Genomic DNA, 17,198 nt, shown 5'->3' on the forward strand with positions numbered 1-17,198 from the left:
CCCCGCGATTAATTGAAGCTCACACCGACGCCGGCTTCTCCCCCTCGCCTTCACCCTCTTCCTCTTCTGTATCTTCAGCCGCCACCGGCGTTTGCATCTGATCCTGCACAACCTGCTCATCCACCCGCGGGTCGAGCGCTGCCGACAACGGCGAGCCCGCCGCCGGCATGGCCACGTGGTTGAGCGGTGCATCATCCACCTGATGCATACCGGTAACCGCCTTCGGACGAATCCGCCAGACCAGCACCAAGGCAAAGAACACAAAGAAGGCATAGAGCATCTGAGGGCCCAGCTCCTTCATGAGCACCCCCGACACCAGCGGCCCGATACTGGCGCCAACGCCATAGGTCACCAACAGCATGGCAGTGAGCGAAACACGCCGCTCACTCTCCACATGGTCATTGGAAAACGCCACGGCCAAGGGGTACAGACAGAACTGCAGTAACGACACGACAAAGCCGGCGATGAACAAGATCAGCAAAGGCACGGTTGGCATGATCGCCAGGGGCAAGGCAGCAATCGCCAGGCCCACGGCAACGCTACGGATCAACACCGCACGGTCATAGCGATCCGAGAGCCACCCCAACGGCCATTGCACCAGCAGACCGGCGAAGATACAGCAGCCCATGAACAAGCCGATGTACTCGGTGCTCAACCCCTGCTTGGCCGCATACACCGGTGCCAAACCGTAGAACGAGCCAACGATCAAGCCCGAGCCCAGCACCGTACTCAATGACTGTGGCACCCGCTTGATAAAGAAGCGTGGCTCCATCGGCGCCGGACGCAACGGTGCCGGGTGTATGCGTCGGGTCATTGCCACCGGCACCAGGCACAGGGCAAAACACATGGCCACCAGCATCAACAGCTCCGGCCCCAGTTGCGGGTGGGCCACCAGGATCAGTTGGCCGAGCACCAGCCCCAGGTAAGACGCGATCATGTAGCCGCTGAACACCGCCCCCCGCTGCTTGGCATCGGCCTGCTCGTTGAGCCAGCTTTCAATGACCATGTACTGGCACATCATGCCAAGGCCAACGATCACCCGCAGCACCACCCAGGCCGGCAACCAACTGACCAAGCCATGCCCTAGCACAGCCGCACCCACGATACCGGCACAGGTGGCATAGGCACGAATATGCCCGACCCGGGCAATCAGCCGGTGACCGATCTTGCCGCCCAGGGCCAGGCCGAAATAGTTGGCCGCCATCAGCGCACCGACCCAAAGGCTGTCGACATGATCGGCCGCCAGCCGCAAGGCCAGGTAGGTACTCAACAAGCCGGAGCCAATCAACATCATCAGCGCGGCGAAATACAACGCGCGAAAAGACTTCCAGATCTGTCGCATCAGCGTCCCGTACGGCCCCTTGAGCAGGTGGAAAAACTGCTTGAAAGCATAAGTGAAAATAGCGCCAGTGCAGATCGTGAAGGCAAAAAAAGGCTAGGCCTGAGCGGCCAGCACGCGACGCTCCCACGGGGTGATTTCATCAAAGAAGCTGGTCAGTTCCAGGGTCTTGGTGGCGATGTAACCATCGATGAACTCATTGCCAAACAGCTCCCGTGCAAGTGCGCTGCGCTTCAGACGCTCAAGGGCCGCATGCAGGGTACACGGCAGGCTCAACTGCTCGGGCACTTCGAACTCGCCCTGGATCGCTGGCGTCGGTTCAAGCTGCTGCTCGATCCCGTACAGACCGGCAGCAAGGCTGGCGGCGATGGCCAGGTAGGGGTTGGTATCGGCGCCAGGCAAACGGTTCTCGACGCGCCGTGCCATGGGTGAGCTGGCTGGAATTCGCAGGCCGGCTGCGCGGTTGTCCTGCGACCAGCAGGCGTTGTTCGGCGACGCATAGGGGTGGCACAAGCGTTGGTAAGAGTTGACGTTCGGCGCGAACAGCGCGGTGAAGTCAGCCATGCACGCCTGCAAACCACCGATGAAATGGTAGAAGGTCGGCGTCGGTTGGCCGTCGCCATCGCTGAACACATTGTTCTGGGTATTGATGTCCACCAGGCTCTGGTGAATGTGCATGGAACTGCCCGGGGTATGTGCCAGCGGCTTGGCCATGCACACCACGGTCAGGCCGTGCTTGAGCGCCACCTCCTTGAGCAGGTGTTTGAACAGCAAGGTCTGATCGGCCAGCAGCAACGGGTCACCATGCAACAGGTTGATCTCGAACTGGCTGACACCCATCTCATGCATAAAGGTGTCACGCGGCAAGCCCAAGGCCTCCATGCAGCGATAGACCTCGCTGAAGAACGGCCGCAGGCCATTGTTGGAGCTGACGCTGAACGCCGAGTGCCCGTCTTCACGGCGACCATCTTTGCCCACGGGCGGTAAGAATGGCTGGTGCGGATCGGTGTTGGGGGCGAAGACAAAAAACTCCAGCTCAGTGGCCACCACTGGCGCCAGGCCACGGGCGGCGTAACGCGCAATCACTGCCTTGAGCAGGCCGCGACTGGACAGCCCCGAGCTTGCACCAGAGAGTTCGACTGCATCACAAATCGCCAGCGCGCGTGGTTCGTCGCTCCAGGGCAGGCGGTGGATTTGTTGAGGGTCGGCGACCAGGGCCAGGTCGCCGTCGTCGCTGCCATAGAAGCGGGCTGCCGGGTAGCCGCCCATGATGCACTGCAGCAGCACGCCACGGGCCATCTGCAATCGGCGGCCCTCAAGAAAACCGGCAGCGGTCATTACTTTGCCGCGCGGCACGCCATTGAGGTCTGGCGTTATGCACTCGATTTCATCGATACCGGACAATCGCTCGGCGAGCGCGCACTGGCCACTGGTCGTCATGACACTATCCTTGGAAGTAGGTAGCTACAACATACGCACCGAGTGTTCAGAATTTCAAGCAGTCTCGCGGGGCAAGCCCGCCCCTGCAGGGGTGTTGGGGTAATCAGTCACCGCGCAAGGTCATGCCATTGGCCGGCAACGGCAACGCAGTTTTGTAGCGCACCTGTTTCAGGGCAAAACTGGAGCGGATATTGGCCACCCCCGGCAACCGCGTCAGGTAATCGAGGAAGCGCTCCAGCGCCTGGATGCTGGGCAGCAGTACGCGCAGCAAGTAATCCGGATCGCCGGTCATCAGGTAGCACTCCATGACCTCCGGGCGCTCGGCGATTTCTTCTTCAAAGCGATGCAGTGATTGTTCAACCTGTTTTTCGAGGCTGACATGAATGAACACATTGACATCCAGCCCCAGCACTTCCGGCGCCAGCAAGGTCACCTGCTGGCGAATGACTCCCAGCTCTTCCATGGCCTTGACCCGGTTGAAGCACGGCGTCGGCGACAGGTTGACCGAGCGCGCCAGCTCGGCATTGGTGATCCGGGCATTTTCCTGAAGGCTGTTGAGAATACCGATGTCGGTGCGATCCAGTTTGCGCATGAGATAAATTCACCTGTTTTTTATCTTTATAAGGAATGTTTATCCGCAAGCCTCAACAAAGGCAATGAACTTGAGAGAAATATTCTTCAGGCCGTTGCATATCATGTAGGACAAGACTGACTTCCTGGTCACAAGCCGGGGTGTCAGTAGCGACCGCTTCAAAGCTCAACAAAAACACAAGACAGAGCGAGCGTAAAAAAGCATGAACGAGTACGCCCCCCTGCGTCTGCATGTGCCCGAGCCTACCGGCCGGCCAGGCTGCCAGACTGATTTCTCCTACCTGCGTCTGAACGATGCCGGTTTGGTCCGTAAACCTCCCGTCGATGTAGAAGCCGCCGATACCGCGGATATCGCCTATAGCCTGATCCGCGTGCTGGACGACAAAGGCAATGCCCTGGGCCCGTGGGCCGAGGACATCAGCCCGGAAATCCTGCGCCAAGGCATGCGCACCATGCTCAAGACCCGGTTGTTCGACAGCCGCATGGTGGTTGCCCAGCGTCAGAAGAAAATGTCGTTCTACATGCAGAGCCTGGGTGAAGAAGCCATCGGCAGCGGTCAGGCGATGGCCTTGAACCGCACCGACATGTGCTTCCCCACCTACCGTCAGCAAAGCATCCTGATGGCCCGCGACGTGTCGCTGGTAGAGATGATCTGCCAGTTGCTGTCCAACGAGCGCGATCCACTCAAGGGTCGCCAACTGCCGATCATGTATTCGGTACGCGAAGCCGGCTTCTTCACCATCAGCGGCAACCTGGCGACCCAGTTCGTCCAGGCGGTGGGCTGGGCGATGGCCTCGGCGATCAAGGGCGATACCAAGATCGCATCGGCCTGGATCGGCGATGGTGCAACCGCTGAATCCGACTTCCACACTGCCCTGACCTTCGCCCACGTCTACCGTGCGCCGGTGATCCTCAACGTGGTCAACAACCAGTGGGCGATTTCCACCTTCCAGGCCATTGCCGGTGGTGAGTCGACCACCTTCGCCGGTCGCGGTGTCGGCTGCGGTATCGCTTCGCTGCGGGTCGACGGCAACGACTTCATCGCCGTGTATGCCGCCTCGCGCTGGGCCGCCGAACGCGCCCGCCGTGGCCTTGGCCCGAGCCTGATCGAGTGGGTCACCTACCGCGCTGGCCCGCACTCGACGTCGGACGATCCGTCCAAGTACCGCCCGGCCGACGACTGGAATCACTTCCCCCTGGGCGATCCGATTGCCCGCCTCAAACAGCACCTGATTGCCATCGGCCACTGGTCCGAAGAAGAGCACCAGGCGGTCACTGCCGAGCTTGAGGCCGAGATCATCGCCGCGCAGAAAGAAGCCGAGCAGTACGGCACCCTGGCCGGCGGCCAGATGCCAAGCCCCGCGTCCATGTTTGAGGATGTCTACAAGGAAATGCCGGAGCACCTGCGCCGGCAGCGCCAGGAACTGGGGATCTGACATGAACGATCACAACAACTCTATTCAGTTGGAAACCGCCATGGCGACTATCACCATGACCATGATCCAGGCCCTGCGCTCGGCCATGGACATCATGCTTGAGCGCGATGACAACGTGGTCGTCTATGGCCAGGACGTGGGCTACTTCGGCGGTGTCTTCCGTTGCACCGAAGGCTTGCAGGCCAAGTACGGCAAGTCGCGGGTGTTCGATGCGCCGATCTCGGAAAGCGGCATCGTCGGCACGGCCGTGGGCATGGGCGCCTATGGCTTGCGCCCGGTGGTCGAGATTCAGTTCGCCGACTACTTCTACCCGGCTTCCGACCAGATCGTTTCGGAAATGGCACGCCTGCGCTATCGCTCGGCGGGCGAATTCGTTGCCCCGCTGACCCTGCGCATGCCCTGCGGTGGCGGCATCTACGGTGGCCAGACCCACAGCCAGAGCCCCGAGGCGATGTTCACCCAAGTCTGCGGCCTGCGCACGGTGATGCCGTCCAACCCGTATGACGCCAAAGGCCTGCTGATTGCCTCGATCGAAAATGACGACCCGGTGATCTTCCTCGAGCCCAAGCGCCTGTACAACGGCCCGTTCGACGGCCACCACGACCGCCCGGTTACGCCGTGGTCGAAACACCCGGCCAGCGCTGTGCCGGATGGCTACTACACCGTGCCGTTGGACAAAGCTGCCATCACCCGCCCCGGCAATGACGTCACCGTTCTGACCTACGGCACCACCGTGTACGTGTCGCAAGTGGCTGCCGAAGAAACCGGCGTCGATGCCGAAGTCATCGACCTGCGCAGCCTATGGCCACTGGACCTGGAAACCATCGTCGCCTCGGTGAAAAAGACCGGGCGCTGCGTGGTCGTCCACGAAGCCACACGCACCTGCGGTTTCGGTGCCGAGCTGATCTCGCTGGTTCAGGAACACTGCTTCCATCACCTCGAAGCGCCGATCGAACGCGTTACGGGTTGGGACACCCCCTACCCGCACGCGCAAGAGTGGGCGTATTTCCCCGGCCCTTCACGCGTGGGCGCGGCATTGAAACGGGTTATGGAGGTCTGAATGGGCACGCACGTCATCAAGATGCCAGACATTGGCGAAGGCATCGCACAAGTAGAGCTGGTGGAATGGTTCGTCAAAGTTGGCGACACCGTCACTGAAGACCAGGTAGTGGCCGATGTCATGACCGACAAAGCCACGGTAGAAATCCCCTCGCCGGTCAGCGGCAAAGTCCTCGCCCTGGGTGGCCAGCCCGGCGAAGTCATGGCCGTGGGCAGCGAACTGATCCGCATTGAAGTCGAAGGCGCCGGCAACCTCCAGGAAAGCCCGAGCAAACCCGCTGAACTCACCACCCCAGCCCCTGCTGTTGCCCCGGTGGGAGCGGGCTTGCCCCGCGAAGAGGCCAGCAAACCTGTCACCCCAACGCCAACCACCCACCAACCCGCCGCCATCGTCCCCCGCGATGCCAACGAACGCCCCCTGGCCTCCCCAGCCGTGCGCAAACGCGCCCTGGACGCCGGCATCGAACTGCGGTACGTCCACGGCAGCGGCCCGGCCGGGCGTATCCTCCACGAAGACCTCGACGCCTTCCTCACCCAGCCGACCCGCGCCACGTCAGGCGCGCCGACGGGTTACAGCAAGCGCAGCGACAGCGAACAGATCCCGGTCATCGGCCTGCGCCGCAAAATCGCCCAGCGCATGCAGGATGCCAAACGCCGCGTCGCGCACTTCAGCTATGTCGAAGAAATCGACGTAACCGCCGTAGAAGAACTGCGCCAGCACCTGAACAAAAAGTGGGGCGACAGCCGCGGCAAGCTGACCCTGCTGCCGTTCCTGGTGCGTGCCATGGTTCTGGCCCTGCGCGAGTTCCCGCAAATCAACGCCACCTACGACGATGAAGCCCAGGTCATTACCCGCCATGGCGCGGTGCATGTCGGCATCGCCACCCAGGGCGACAACGGCTTGATGGTTCCGGTGCTGCGCCACGCCGAAGCCGGCAGCCTGTGGAGCAACGCTGGCGAGATCGTGCGCCTGGCCAATGCGGCGCGTGGCAACAAGGCCAGCCGTGAAGAACTGTCGGGCTCGACCATTACCCTGACCAGCCTCGGCGCGTTGGGCGGCATTGTCTCCACCCCGGTGGTGAACACTCCGGAAGTGGCGATTGTCGGCGTCAACCGCATGGTTGAACGGCCCATGGTGATCAATGGCCAGATCGTCATCCGCAAGATGATGAACCTGTCCAGCTCGTTCGATCACCGGGTGGTTGACGGCATGGACGCGGCACTCTTCATCCAGGCCATTCGCGGCCTGCTCGAACAACCTGCCAGCCTGTTTGTGGAGTGACCATGCAAGCGACCCTCAACACCACCCTGCTGATCATCGGTGGCGGCCCTGGCGGTTACGTGGCGGCCATCCGTGCTGGTCAACTGGGCATCCCCACCATTCTGGTCGAAGGCCAGGCTTTGGGCGGCACCTGCCTGAACATCGGCTGCATTCCGTCCAAAGCGCTGATTCATGTCGCTGAGCAGTTCCACCAGACTCAGCTGCACAGCCAGCAGTCGAACCTCGGCATCAAGGTCTCACCGCCCAGTCTGGACATCGGCCAGAGCGTGGCCTGGAAAGACGGCATCGTTGACCGCCTGACCAGTGGCGTCGCCGCCCTGCTGAAAAAGCACGGGGTAAAAGTGATTCATGGCTGGGCGAAGATCCTCGACGGCAAAAGTGTTGACGTCGATGGCCAACGCATCCAGTGCGAGCACTTGTTGCTGGCCACCGGCTCCAGCAGCGTCGAGCTGCCGATGTTGCCGCTAGGCGGCGCGGTAATCTCCTCCACCGAAGCCCTGGCACCGAAAGCCCTGCCCAAGCACCTGACGGTGGTCGGCGGTGGTTACATTGGCTTGGAGCTGGGCATTGCCTACCGCAAACTCGGCGTTGAGGTGAGCGTGGTTGAAGCGCGCGAGCGCATCTTGCCAACCTACGACAGCGAACTGACGGCACCGGTGGCCGAGTCGATCAAAAAGCTCGGCATCACCCTGTACCTCAAGCACAGTGTTGAAGGCTTCGATGCCGCCAGCCAGCGCCTGCAAGTCCGTGACCCGGCGGGTGAGCTGCTGCAGCTGTCGACCGATCAGGTACTGGTCGCCGTCGGCCGCAAACCGCGCACCCAGGGTTTCAACCTGGAAAGCCTGGCACTGAAAATGAACGGCGCGGCCATCGCCATCGACGAACGTTGCCAGACCAGCATGCGCAACGTCTGGGCGATCGGCGACCTCAGCGGTGAACCAATGCTCGCCCACCGGGCCATGGCCCAGGGCGAGATGGTTGCGGAAATCATCGCCGGCAAAACGCGTCGCTTTGAACCCAGCGCCATTGCTGCCGTGTGCTTCACCGACCCGGAACTGGTGGTCGTCGGCAAGACCCCGGAGCACGCTGAACAGGAAGGCCTGGACTGCATCGTTGCGCAGTTCCCGTTCGCCGCCAATGGCCGGGCCATGACCCTGGAATCGAAAAGCGGATTTGTCCGCGTGGTCGCGCGTCGTGACAACCACCTGATCCTCGGCTGGCAAGCCGTCGGCGTGGGTGTCTCGGAATTGTCGACGGCGTTTGCCCAGTCACTGGAAATGGGCGCGCGCCTGGAGGACGTGGCGGGCACCATTCATGCACATCCGACCCTTGGCGAGGCCGTTCAGGAAGCGGCTTTGCGCGCCTTAGGTCACGCCCTGCACCTGTAACACACTGAAGCGGCTGCGGCCGATTTGACCCGCTGCGCGCAAGCGCCGCGGGTCTTTTTTTTTGAGGCACGGTAGGAACGGGCTTGCCCCGCGATAGTGGTTTGCCTGTTACAACGCATCGCGGGGCAAGCCCGCTCCTACTGTTGCTTCCGTTTTTATCCAATCGACGAACGCGCGCACTTCCGGACGCTGCAGAGTGTCGGCACGGCTGACCAGGTAGTAGGCAAATCGCGACGGCCAGGGCTTGTCCAAGGCGACGACCAGCTTTCCGGCATCAATGTCCTCTTGCGCATGGGTGTCCTGCACCAGGGCAATACCCTGCCCCGCTGCCGCGGCACGCAACAACAGAAGGTCCTCTTCAAAGCTCATTCCAGGCCGCGCCTCATCCCCCACTTGAACACCGTGGGCCTGTAGCCAGAGTGCCCAGTCCGCGCGGTCGCCATCCTGCAACAACGGGTACTTGAGACAGTCGGCCGGCTCGGCAACCGCTGCCCCCTGGGCGAGCAGCTGTGGACTGGCTACCGGCAACAACACCGGCGCCATCAACCGGATCGACTCCAGCCCCGGGTAATGACCCAAACCGTGGCGCAGGGCGACATCAATGCGGTCATGCTTGAAATCCACCAGCGTCGCCGCGGCTTCAATCCGCACTTCGATCTCTGGGTGCAAGGCACTGAAGCGTCCAATTCTCGGCACCAACCATGCCGCGGCAAACGAAGGCACCGTGCTGATGGTGAGGCTTTTTTCGCCGCTCAGATTTTCCAGTGTCGCATAGGATTTTTCGATCAGCTCAAATCCACGCATCAGGTTGAGGTGTACCCGCGCGCCCGCGTCCGTCAGATGCACCCCATGGTGAACACGGACAAACAGCGCAACCCCCAGGCGCTCTTCCAGCAAGCGGATCTGTTGGCTGATGGCGCCCGGCGTCACTCCCAACCGATCTGCCGCGGCCTTCAAGCTACCCAGACGTCCTGTCTCGGTAAAAGCACGCAATGCCAGCAACGGTAAAACTGCTCCCACGGGCAACAACCTCAGATTAGAGAATCTAAACACACAGGCGAGAAATCATCGTTTCTCACGCGTGCAGCGGTTTCCTAGGATAGCCAAGCAAAAACATCACAGGAAGTGGCAGATGAGCAGCCCTGAACAGCCCCATAACAGCGATAGCTCACCTAATGCTTTCATGAACGCCCTCATGCTTAGAGAATCGGCATGCACCAGACAATAAACCTCACTGCTAGCCGTGGCGCCAGCGCACCCGTCTTCATCAACCACCCGGGCTACAACCGGATGTTTGCAGCAGAGCAACTGACGCTGGGCATTTTCCTGCCGCTGCGTTTCTATGCTGGCGACATGAGCGTCCTGGCCGGGCAAACCGATCGCGTGATCGACATCGAGCGCCTCGGATTCGCGGCAGTCTGGGTACGCGACATTCCTCTGTTTGATCCGGGCTTCGGCGATGCCGGGCAGGTCTTCGATCCGTTTACCTACCTGGCTTACCTGGCCGCCAGAACCCGCCACATTGCCCTGGCCACCGGCAGCGCGGTCTTCTCCCTGCGTCACCCGATTGATCTGGCCAAGGCCTCTTCAACCATCGATCAATTGTCCGGCGGGCGCTTGGTGATGGGTATCGCTTCGGGTGACCGCCCGCTCGAATTCCCGGCCTATGGCTTGCAACACAGTGAACGTGGTGAGCGCTTCGCCGATACGGTGGATTACTTTCGCCAACTGCTGCAGGGCCCCGAGCGGGCCATCAGCTCAACCCTCGGACAGCTCAGTGAGGCGCGGCTACTGCCCAGACCTGCCACTGGCAAAATTCCCTTGCTGGTTACCGGCTCGTCACGGCAATCAATGCCGTGGCTCGGCGAGCATGCCGATGGTTGGCTGACATTTCCGCAATCGACGCACACCAGCGCTGGCCCAGCTCAGCTTGCCGAGAAGATCCGCGCCTGGCGCCAGCATATTCCGGATCAGGGCTTTCGCCCGCATGTCACCAACGAGTGGATCGACCTCGACGAAAACCCGAACTACCCTCGCACCCCGCTGCGCGGCGGCTACGTACTCAAGACGGGTCGCAAGGGCTTGATCGAGCTACTGGGGGAATGGCGCGATGCTGGAGTCAATCACGCCGCACTCGGCATCCATCTGGCTCAACGCCCGGCGCGCGAGATCATCGAAGAACTCGGCGAAGAGGTCCTGCCCTTGTTCCCCACTCACCATGGCCCACAAGCGCTGGCACAACACTGGTGATCAGCACGCCCACGGCCTATCGCAGTGAGCATTCACTCGGCGATACAGTTTTTGCCTGCCGACTTGGCCCGGTACAACGCCTGATCCGCCCGCGACAGCAGCTGTTGCTGGCCCTCCCCTTCATGGCGCTCTACCACGCCGTAGCTCATGGTGAGTTGATAGTCACCCATAGCAGGCGCCTGCTCCAGTGCCTGGCGGATCGTGCTTGCCATCTGGTGTGCATGAGCCAGTGACGCGTCGACCAGCACCACAACAAACTCATCGCCACCCCAACGGGCAAGCAGCTCGGTTCCATGCAAGCAACCTTTGATCCGCGCCACCAGATCGATCAGTACGCTGTCACCCCGTGCATGACCGTAACGATCATTGATCGGCTTGAAATCATCCAGATCCATCACGATCAACGACAGCGGATGGCGATATCGCCGGGCGCGCTCGCACTCTTGCTGCAGGACTTTTTCCAGACGATAGCGGTTGGCAATCAAGGTCAGCGCATCGCGTTCGGCCAGGTCGCGGTTCTCGTCCAGTTGGCGCTGCAGTTGTTGATTGACCCACGACAGCTCTTGCGTACGCTCGGCCACCAGCGCTTCGAGTGACGAATTCTGTTGTTCCAGTTGCTGCAGCAGACGTTTGCTGGCGTCGATATTACGGTGCGCCCCCAGCATCCGCGCCACCGCCCCATCCGGATTGCGCGCGATGATATGGCCGCTGTCTTCAATCCACAGGTAGCTGCCATCCTGACACTTGCAGCGGTACTGCACCCGATACGCTTCAGCCTGCCCGGTGATATAGGCTTCAAAATGCGCCATCACCCGCGGGTAATCCTCGGGGTGAATAACGCTTTCCCAGGTAAACACCGAATTGTCCAGCGAGTGACTGGCGTAACCGAGCATCCTGTACCAGCCAGGGTTGCGGTAGACATAACCACTGTTGGCATTCCAGTCCCAGATGCCGTCGCTGATCAGCTCCAACAGGGTTTGCAATTGCGCGTCCTCGAACGCAATGAATGGCGCCTTCGGCGCTGCCGATTCAGGTGCTTGACTCATGGGCTCTCTCCCTTGTCCCGGACGACTACGTCCCACCTTGTAGTGGCGCTGGCGTGAGAGTGGCGTTGCCGTCGACGGCAAACTTTTTCCCCTTGCAGGCAAAAAGGTACCGAGCAGACGTTGCCAGACACTCGCGTGCGCCCTTACATACTAGAACCTTGAGCGCTTTTAACCAGCTGGCACAGCGATTGCTGTCGCTCAACTGCACGCTGGTTTTTGATCAAGGAGAACGATCCAGTGAACACCATCAACAGCGCTGGCTGGCAACAGCTGGCAACCAACCCGGTACGCACCGCCGCTGAGGCAGCGACAGAACAACAAGCGCTCTTTCGTACGCTGGTTGCCAGCAGCGGCGCTGCAGCGCAACAGCAAAGCCACAACAGCACTACCGGGCAGAACAACGGTAGCGCACATGACGAAGCCATGGCCAAACTCAAGGTGCAACTGCAAACACTCAAGCAGTCCACCAGCACTGAGCCGGACGCCCCGACCAGCAGTGCCGTGCAGGAGTTTCGCGATTACATGGCGCTGTCGCCGGCCGAGAAGATCAAAGAAAAGCTACTGAACGAACTCGGCATCACCAAGGAAGAATTCGACGCTTTGCCGCCTGAAGAAAAAGACAAGATCGAGCGCAAAATCGCCGAGCAGATGAAGAAGGAGACGGAGCTGGACAGCCTGGCGACCTTGAATGCTCACCTGCAGGGACCTGCGCAGTCTGCACGGTTGACCGCCGAACTGACACCCGCTGCCACATCACCATCAACGGCGGCCGAGCAAGAGCAGAAGCAACACGCTCTGATCTGAACTGATCACACGGGCAGAAGTGGCATTTGGCCTGCTGGCGATCTACCTTGAGGAAAGGACTCAAGGGGCCAGCAAGCCGCACTCACGTCGGGCTACCCCTGGCTACAGGCTTACCTGGGGGATGCTCGAACATGCATCGCAATATTTTGCTGCTGGCTGTTTGTATCCTTACCGGGTGTTCAGGCCCGACGCAGTACCTCATGCCAATACCTGCGCACATGACGGCAGCCAAGGCTGAGTCGCAGGACGACCTCGACCAGGTATTGGTACGCCAGGCCACAAGCTGCCCCAACAGCACCCGCTTTCCGTTTGACGAAGCCAAGGATTCTTATGAAAGAGTCCGTGCACGCTGGAAACTGCTGAACTGCATTCACCAGAATGCGAAAAATCGCAAGCTGGTGGTACTGCTCGATGGCACCGCCAACGATTGGGAAGACAGCACCAACATCTGGCGGCTATACAACCTCGCCCTGCTGCGGTCCCTGTCACCTGCCGATAAAAAAGCCGCAAGCCCCGACAGCCACGCGGTGATCGCCTTCTACGACAAAGGCGTGGGTACTGGCCCGACCATGCCCATCAGCGGCGCCGCGCTTGGCAGCGGCGTCAGCATGAACATCCGTCAGGCCTATCGCTTTCTGGTGGAAGCCTACAAACCAGGCGACAAAATCTACCTGTTTGGGTTCAGCCGCGGTGCATTCACCGCACGCTCCCTCAACGGCTTTATCGAATACGCCGGCCTGGCCAAGTTCGACACCATCACCCCCGACACCCTGGACGATACCTTCATGCTGTGGTGGGCCGGCAACTTCCATAGCAAGGTCAACAAGCTGTACGACCGTTATCACGTCAGTAACAACGGCAGCGCAACCTTTGAACAAACACTGCGCGACAACCTGCGTGACTACCGGGAATCTCTTGGGATTAAAGCTTACGGGGACAAGAACCCTGCAAACAAAGTCGTTGTCCAGGCCATTGGCGTGTTCGACACCGTGCCTGCCATCGGCTTCGGACTGGATGAAGACCCGGACGGCCATCGTCTGGAGCTGTATGCGCGCAAGGGCTATCACGCCATGTCGCTGGATGAGCAACGCGACAGCTTCCGCCTGCAACGATTCGCCACACCGCAATACGAAACCCAAACGCTGGAGGAGATGTGGTTTGCCGGCGCGCACGCCGATATTGGCGGCGGCTACGCGAACGGCTTCAAGGGTGACTATTGCGGCCTACAGACACAACAGAACACTGGCGCACCGGTTGGGCTCGAAGCCACGCCTTTGCGCTGGATGCTGGAAAAGGTGCAAGCAGAGCAAATCTTCGCCGATTCACCCTGGCCTCAGGAGTGCCTGAGTGCGCCGCTGCATGACGAATACTTTGATGCAGCCTGGTACTTGTCGGCGATCTACCGAAACGCTGGCTTGTTGCGCCGGAAACCGGTGCAGCACGACCAGGTTCACCCCAGCGTACTGGCTCGGATGGCGTTGTGCGATTTGCCTGAGTTCCACCCGGAACGCGAACCGGATCACCGCTACCGCCCGGTCAACCTTGGCCATAACCCTGCAGCGATGTTCACCATTGCCGAGCACTACCCTGAGTTCACCGGGCCATGCCCTGCGCCGCAGCAATAGCCTTTCGGTAGGAGCGGGCGTGAAGCTCTCCAAAAATCTATTCGCGAAAGGCGTACAGGCGGTGGACGAACACGGTCAGTGCGCCAAGCAACATTGATGCGGTGAAGATCCCCACACGAATCCAGTTCATCAGCGGAAAGCTGCCATCCTTGGGGAACAAGGTCAGCTGAAAAAACACTTCAGCCTTGGACAACAGATAACCGGCGACAAATGCCGATATGACCTTGGCAATCCCTTGGAATTGCTCCTTCTCGGCGGCCGAGAACGGCGCAAACAGTATGCCCAGCGCCCACCCCAACAATCCACCAAGTAAGGCAATCAGGCGATTGAGCGCGGCGCCACTGGACGGCGAATTGTCCGTACTAAGCGTACTGGTCAGATCCCAGATGACGTAGGCAAATACCAGAAAAAACAACGTGGCAAGAATGACCGTGCCTGGGTTGCTGCCCAAATGGCGCTGCAGCTTCTGATGCCAGGTGGGTTGAGTACCATAGGGCTGTTGCATCACGGCCTCCGGCAATCGGGTGTTAGCGCTGTTTTACCTGAGCCTAGCCAAGCGATTGCCGAAGTAAAGTGACGAGTCGATGCGCGCCCTGCGCCCCCCAAACCACACCGCTGGCATCAAATTGAGCGCTGATTTACCCGAGCCATCAACTGCTCGGCAGTTTCCTTGCGCTCCGAATAGCGATCGACCAACGTTGATTGATGATCGCGCAGCAGCACGGTGAATTTCACCAATTCCTCCATCACATCGACGACACGGTCGTAGTACGCCGAGGGCTTCATTCGACCTGCCTCGTCAAACTCCATGTACGCCTTGGGTACCGATGATTGGTTAGGGATGGTAAACATCCGCATCCAGCGGCCCAACACCCGCAGCTGGTTGACCACATTGAATGATTGCGAGCCGCCGCAGACCTGCATCACAGCCAACGTTTTGCCTTGGGTCGGGCGGATAGCACCGAGCGCCAGCGGAATCCAGTCGATCTGTGCCTTGAACACTGCCGACATCGCGCCATGCCGCTCAGGCGAACACCAGACCTGACCTTCCGACCACAACACCAGCTCACGCAACTCCTGCACCTTTGGATGATCGACTGGCGCATCGTCTGGCAAAGGCATTGAGGAAGGGGAAAACATCCGGGTTTCGGCACCAAAGTGCTCCAGCAGGCGAGCTGCCTCTTCGATCAATAAACGGCTGAAGGAACGTTCGCGGGTTGATCCATACAACAACAGAATTCGCGGTTTATGAGCTCCGGGCCGGGCTGTGACTGGCACACCGTCGAACAGCGAAAGATCCAGATTGGGTAATTGCTCTGACATGTTTTTTCCTGCTTAGAGAAGACCGATCCGATCCAACTCGTGCTTGAGCTCGTCGCGGTCAAGTCGGGTAAACGGCAGTTTCAGGAAGGCGTTGCAACGCCGTTCGATGCACGCCAGCGTGAAGCGGAAGGCCGCATCAACCGTAGCGTCATCGCCTGCCACTTCGGAAGGGTCCTGCAATCCCCAATGGGCTTTGAGCGCCGGGCCAAAATAAGCCGGGCAACTTTCGTTCGAAGCGTTGTCACACACGGTAATGACAATGTCCGGAGGGTTTTCCTGAAAGGCGTCATTACCCTTGCTGCACAAGCCTTCGGTAGCGATACCAGCCTGCTGCAGTGTGCTAAGCGTACGCGGCAGCACCTGCCGTTTGGGAAAACTCCCGGCACTTACCGCCTCGAAGCCCTCCGGCGCCAAGTGATTGAACACGGCTTCTGAAAGAATGCTACGGCAGCTATTGGCCGTACACATGAAGAGGACGCGCATACATTGCTCCTGCCGCTACGGGCAAAGGTGAAAACTGGGATTGATGCAGGCACTCAGCAGCAGGCAGCACGAACAGGGCGCCCTTCCATACTTTGCAGACGCGCCGCATTGCTGTGCAGCCAATCGACATTAGCCTGCAGCGTCACCTGCAACATCGCGGTCACCCAGCCGGGCAGATCCGGATTGAGGCGGTAGTAGACCCACTGGCCTTGTCGGCGATCCAACAGCACCCCGCTGCTGCGCAATTGAGCAAGATGTCGGCTGATTTTCGGCTGACTGTCATCCAGGGCACACATCAACTCACACACACAGAGCTCGCCCTGATCGGCGATCAGCAATGTAGCGCGGGCGCGAGTCTCGTCAGCCAGGCTTTTGAAAATCTCGGGGGGAGTAAACATGTGGCACACCAACACATATGGAAATACGAATATACGATTTTGCATATGTTTTGTGCAAGCCATGACCAATGAAAGATGCATAGGCGGGCGGCGCATCGGACGCGTGTGCGAACTTGAGTGTTGGAGAACTTCAAATGAATGGTGTCCCAGGGCAGGTTCGAACTGCCAACCTTCCCCTTAGGAGGGGGATGCTCTATCCAATTGAGCTACTGAGACATTGAGCCGGCAACGAGCGCTGCGCGACAGAGGACGGCGTGCATGTTAACCAGCACGCTGGCATTTGTCATGTCATCCATGGGGCTTTTTGCCTGTAGCCTTTGTGCATCCAGCAGAGCAGATCGTGCATTTTGCAACAAGGCAGTGGGCCATTATTGCAGAATGCCCGACAAAGCCCTCATCAAAACGGCCTATTTATTTGAATTTAAAGGACTAATTTCAAATTTTCGGCTGGCATGCGGCGTGCAATATTCACTCACAAGTGCCCGGCAACCGCCCCTGCTCTGTGGAGTATGCCTGATGAACCGCACACTACTTTTGCTCAACGCGTTGGCATTGGCCGTATTGGCCGGTTTGCTTCTTCAGCCAGAGGGGCCGGAAGCATCTGCCCAAGCCCTGGCACCCTCTGCGATGCGCCCACACCTGGTGGAGTTCGGTAGCATGCCCCGGGCGCCTACGGCATCGGCGCTGACACCTGCAGAGCAACCCAGAACCGAACAGCGGCTGATCTTCTGAGG

The 17,198-nt window shown here is 60.0% G+C and carries 17 protein-coding genes and 1 tRNA gene; 8 read left to right on the forward strand and 10 right to left on the reverse strand.

The window, feature by feature from the left end; translation table 11 throughout:
- Positions 1 to 19: 19 nt before the first annotated feature.
- From ACVWSC_RS20885 to bkdR, 3 genes are all read right to left on the reverse strand, one after another.
- Positions 20 to 1,342: an MFS transporter gene (locus ACVWSC_RS20885; RefSeq protein ID WP_442108981.1), complete on the reverse strand. Its 1,323-nt coding sequence runs from the start codon at positions 1,340 to 1,342 to the stop codon at positions 20 to 22.
- A 93-nt stretch (positions 1,343 to 1,435) separates the two neighbouring features.
- Positions 1,436 to 2,677 carry a glutamine synthetase family protein gene (locus tag ACVWSC_RS20890; protein WP_442114346.1) on the reverse strand — a complete coding sequence of 414 codons (1,242 nt, stop codon included), beginning with the start codon at positions 2,675 to 2,677 and terminating at the stop codon, positions 1,436 to 1,438.
- Between the two features lie 205 nt (positions 2,678 to 2,882).
- Positions 2,883 to 3,371 (reverse strand): Bkd operon transcriptional regulator BkdR, encoded by a 489-nt coding sequence (gene bkdR, locus ACVWSC_RS20895; protein WP_133217334.1) that lies wholly within the window; start codon positions 3,369 to 3,371, stop codon positions 2,883 to 2,885.
- Between the two features lie 202 nt (positions 3,372 to 3,573).
- Between bkdR and ACVWSC_RS20900 the strand changes: the two genes are divergently transcribed.
- The 4 genes from ACVWSC_RS20900 to lpdA are packed head-to-tail and all read left to right on the forward strand — an operon-like array spanning position 3,574 to position 8,535.
- The gene (locus ACVWSC_RS20900) at positions 3,574 to 4,806 is read left to right on the forward strand and encodes a 3-methyl-2-oxobutanoate dehydrogenase (2-methylpropanoyl-transferring) subunit alpha (RefSeq protein ID WP_442108982.1); all 1,233 of its coding nucleotides are present in this window, start codon (positions 3,574 to 3,576) and stop codon (positions 4,804 to 4,806) included.
- Between the two features lies 1 nt (position 4,807).
- On the forward strand, positions 4,808 to 5,866 hold the full coding sequence (locus ACVWSC_RS20905; protein ID WP_442108983.1) for an alpha-ketoacid dehydrogenase subunit beta: 1,059 nt from the start codon (positions 4,808 to 4,810) through the stop codon (positions 5,864 to 5,866).
- Entirely contained in the window at positions 5,867 to 7,147 is a 1,281-nt protein-coding gene (locus ACVWSC_RS20910) for a dihydrolipoamide acetyltransferase family protein (protein WP_442108984.1), read from the forward strand. It begins immediately after the preceding gene.
- Between the two features lie 2 nt (positions 7,148 to 7,149).
- Positions 7,150 to 8,535: a dihydrolipoyl dehydrogenase gene (lpdA, locus tag ACVWSC_RS20915; protein WP_442108985.1), complete on the forward strand. Its 1,386-nt coding sequence runs from the start codon at positions 7,150 to 7,152 to the stop codon at positions 8,533 to 8,535.
- Positions 8,536 to 8,643: 108 nt separating this feature from the next.
- Here the strand turns inward: lpdA and ACVWSC_RS20920 are convergent, their stop codons facing one another.
- Entirely contained in the window at positions 8,644 to 9,555 is a 912-nt protein-coding gene (locus ACVWSC_RS20920) for a LysR substrate-binding domain-containing protein (protein WP_442108986.1), read from the reverse strand.
- 192 nt (positions 9,556 to 9,747) lie between these two features.
- Between ACVWSC_RS20920 and ACVWSC_RS20925 the strand changes: the two genes are divergently transcribed.
- The gene (locus ACVWSC_RS20925; RefSeq protein WP_442108987.1) at positions 9,748 to 10,785 is read left to right on the forward strand and encodes an LLM class oxidoreductase; all 1,038 of its coding nucleotides are present in this window, start codon (positions 9,748 to 9,750) and stop codon (positions 10,783 to 10,785) included.
- A 32-nt stretch (positions 10,786 to 10,817) separates the two neighbouring features.
- On the opposite strand, the gene ACVWSC_RS20930 is transcribed toward ACVWSC_RS20925, so the two are convergent.
- Positions 10,818 to 11,831 carry a sensor domain-containing diguanylate cyclase gene (locus tag ACVWSC_RS20930; protein ID WP_442108988.1) on the reverse strand — a complete coding sequence of 338 codons (1,014 nt, stop codon included), beginning with the start codon at positions 11,829 to 11,831 and terminating at the stop codon, positions 10,818 to 10,820.
- A 237-nt stretch (positions 11,832 to 12,068) separates the two neighbouring features.
- On the opposite strand from ACVWSC_RS20930, the gene ACVWSC_RS20935 reads away from it, so the two are divergent.
- A complete protein-coding gene (locus tag ACVWSC_RS20935) occupies positions 12,069 to 12,635 on the forward strand; it encodes a hypothetical protein (protein ID WP_442108989.1) in 567 nt (188 codons plus the stop codon).
- A gap of 200 nt (positions 12,636 to 12,835) precedes the next feature.
- Positions 12,836 to 14,260 (forward strand): phospholipase effector Tle1 domain-containing protein, encoded by a 1,425-nt coding sequence (locus tag ACVWSC_RS20940; protein ID WP_442108990.1) that lies wholly within the window; start codon positions 12,836 to 12,838, stop codon positions 14,258 to 14,260.
- Between the two features lie 37 nt (positions 14,261 to 14,297).
- Here the strand turns inward: ACVWSC_RS20940 and ACVWSC_RS20945 are convergent, their stop codons facing one another.
- The 5 genes from ACVWSC_RS20945 to ACVWSC_RS20965 form a co-directional block, all read right to left on the reverse strand.
- Positions 14,298 to 14,765 carry a hypothetical protein gene (locus ACVWSC_RS20945; protein ID WP_442108991.1) on the reverse strand — a complete coding sequence of 156 codons (468 nt, stop codon included), beginning with the start codon at positions 14,763 to 14,765 and terminating at the stop codon, positions 14,298 to 14,300.
- 116 nt (positions 14,766 to 14,881) lie between these two features.
- Complete coding sequence (arsH, locus tag ACVWSC_RS20950) at positions 14,882 to 15,583, reverse strand: arsenical resistance protein ArsH (protein WP_442108992.1); 702 nt, start codon at positions 15,581 to 15,583, stop codon at positions 14,882 to 14,884.
- A gap of 12 nt (positions 15,584 to 15,595) precedes the next feature.
- Positions 15,596 to 16,066, reverse strand: a complete 471-nt coding sequence (locus ACVWSC_RS20955; RefSeq protein WP_442108993.1) for an arsenate reductase ArsC — start codon at positions 16,064 to 16,066, stop codon at positions 15,596 to 15,598.
- 53 nt (positions 16,067 to 16,119) lie between these two features.
- Entirely contained in the window at positions 16,120 to 16,464 is a 345-nt protein-coding gene (locus tag ACVWSC_RS20960) for a metalloregulator ArsR/SmtB family transcription factor (RefSeq protein ID WP_442108994.1), read from the reverse strand.
- Positions 16,465 to 16,603: 139 nt separating this feature from the next.
- Positions 16,604 to 16,680, reverse strand: a tRNA-Arg gene (locus ACVWSC_RS20965).
- A gap of 42 nt (positions 16,681 to 16,722) precedes the next feature.
- Between ACVWSC_RS20965 and ACVWSC_RS20970 the strand changes: the two genes are divergently transcribed.
- Positions 16,723 to 17,196: a hypothetical protein gene (locus tag ACVWSC_RS20970; RefSeq protein WP_442108995.1), complete on the forward strand. Its 474-nt coding sequence runs from the start codon at positions 16,723 to 16,725 to the stop codon at positions 17,194 to 17,196.
- The last annotated feature ends 2 nt before the right edge of the window (positions 17,197 to 17,198 follow it).

It is taken from the genome of Pseudomonas sp. NUPR-002, assembly GCF_056322725.1.

Bases quoted from the DNA above. Each gene is read 5' to 3' on its own strand.
- ACVWSC_RS20885 (WP_442108981.1), bottom strand. From the start codon at position 1,342: ATGCGACAGATCTGGAAGTCTTTTCGCGCGTTGTATTTCGCCGCGCTG.
- ACVWSC_RS20890 (WP_442114346.1), bottom strand. From the start codon at position 2,677: ATGACCGCTGCCGGTTTTCTTGAGGGCCGCCGATTGCAGATGGCCCGT.
- bkdR (WP_133217334.1), bottom strand. From the start codon at position 3,371: ATGCGCAAACTGGATCGCACCGACATCGGTATTCTCAACAGCCTTCAG.
- ACVWSC_RS20900 (WP_442108982.1), top strand. From the start codon at position 3,574: ATGAACGAGTACGCCCCCCTGCGTCTGCATGTGCCCGAGCCTACCGGC.
- ACVWSC_RS20905 (WP_442108983.1), top strand. From the start codon at position 4,808: ATGAACGATCACAACAACTCTATTCAGTTGGAAACCGCCATGGCGACT.
- ACVWSC_RS20910 (WP_442108984.1), top strand. From the start codon at position 5,867: ATGGGCACGCACGTCATCAAGATGCCAGACATTGGCGAAGGCATCGCA.
- lpdA (WP_442108985.1), top strand. From the start codon at position 7,150: ATGCAAGCGACCCTCAACACCACCCTGCTGATCATCGGTGGCGGCCCT.
- ACVWSC_RS20925 (WP_442108987.1), top strand. From the start codon at position 9,748: ATGCACCAGACAATAAACCTCACTGCTAGCCGTGGCGCCAGCGCACCC.
- ACVWSC_RS20930 (WP_442108988.1), bottom strand. From the start codon at position 11,831: ATGAGTCAAGCACCTGAATCGGCAGCGCCGAAGGCGCCATTCATTGCG.
- ACVWSC_RS20940 (WP_442108990.1), top strand. From the start codon at position 12,836: ATGCCAATACCTGCGCACATGACGGCAGCCAAGGCTGAGTCGCAGGAC.
- ACVWSC_RS20945 (WP_442108991.1), bottom strand. From the start codon at position 14,765: ATGCAACAGCCCTATGGTACTCAACCCACCTGGCATCAGAAGCTGCAG.
- arsH (WP_442108992.1), bottom strand. From the start codon at position 15,583: ATGTCAGAGCAATTACCCAATCTGGATCTTTCGCTGTTCGACGGTGTG.
- ACVWSC_RS20955 (WP_442108993.1), bottom strand. From the start codon at position 16,066: ATGCGCGTCCTCTTCATGTGTACGGCCAATAGCTGCCGTAGCATTCTT.
- ACVWSC_RS20960 (WP_442108994.1), bottom strand. From the start codon at position 16,464: ATGTTTACTCCCCCCGAGATTTTCAAAAGCCTGGCTGACGAGACTCGC.
- ACVWSC_RS20970 (WP_442108995.1), top strand. From the start codon at position 16,723: ATGTTAACCAGCACGCTGGCATTTGTCATGTCATCCATGGGGCTTTTT.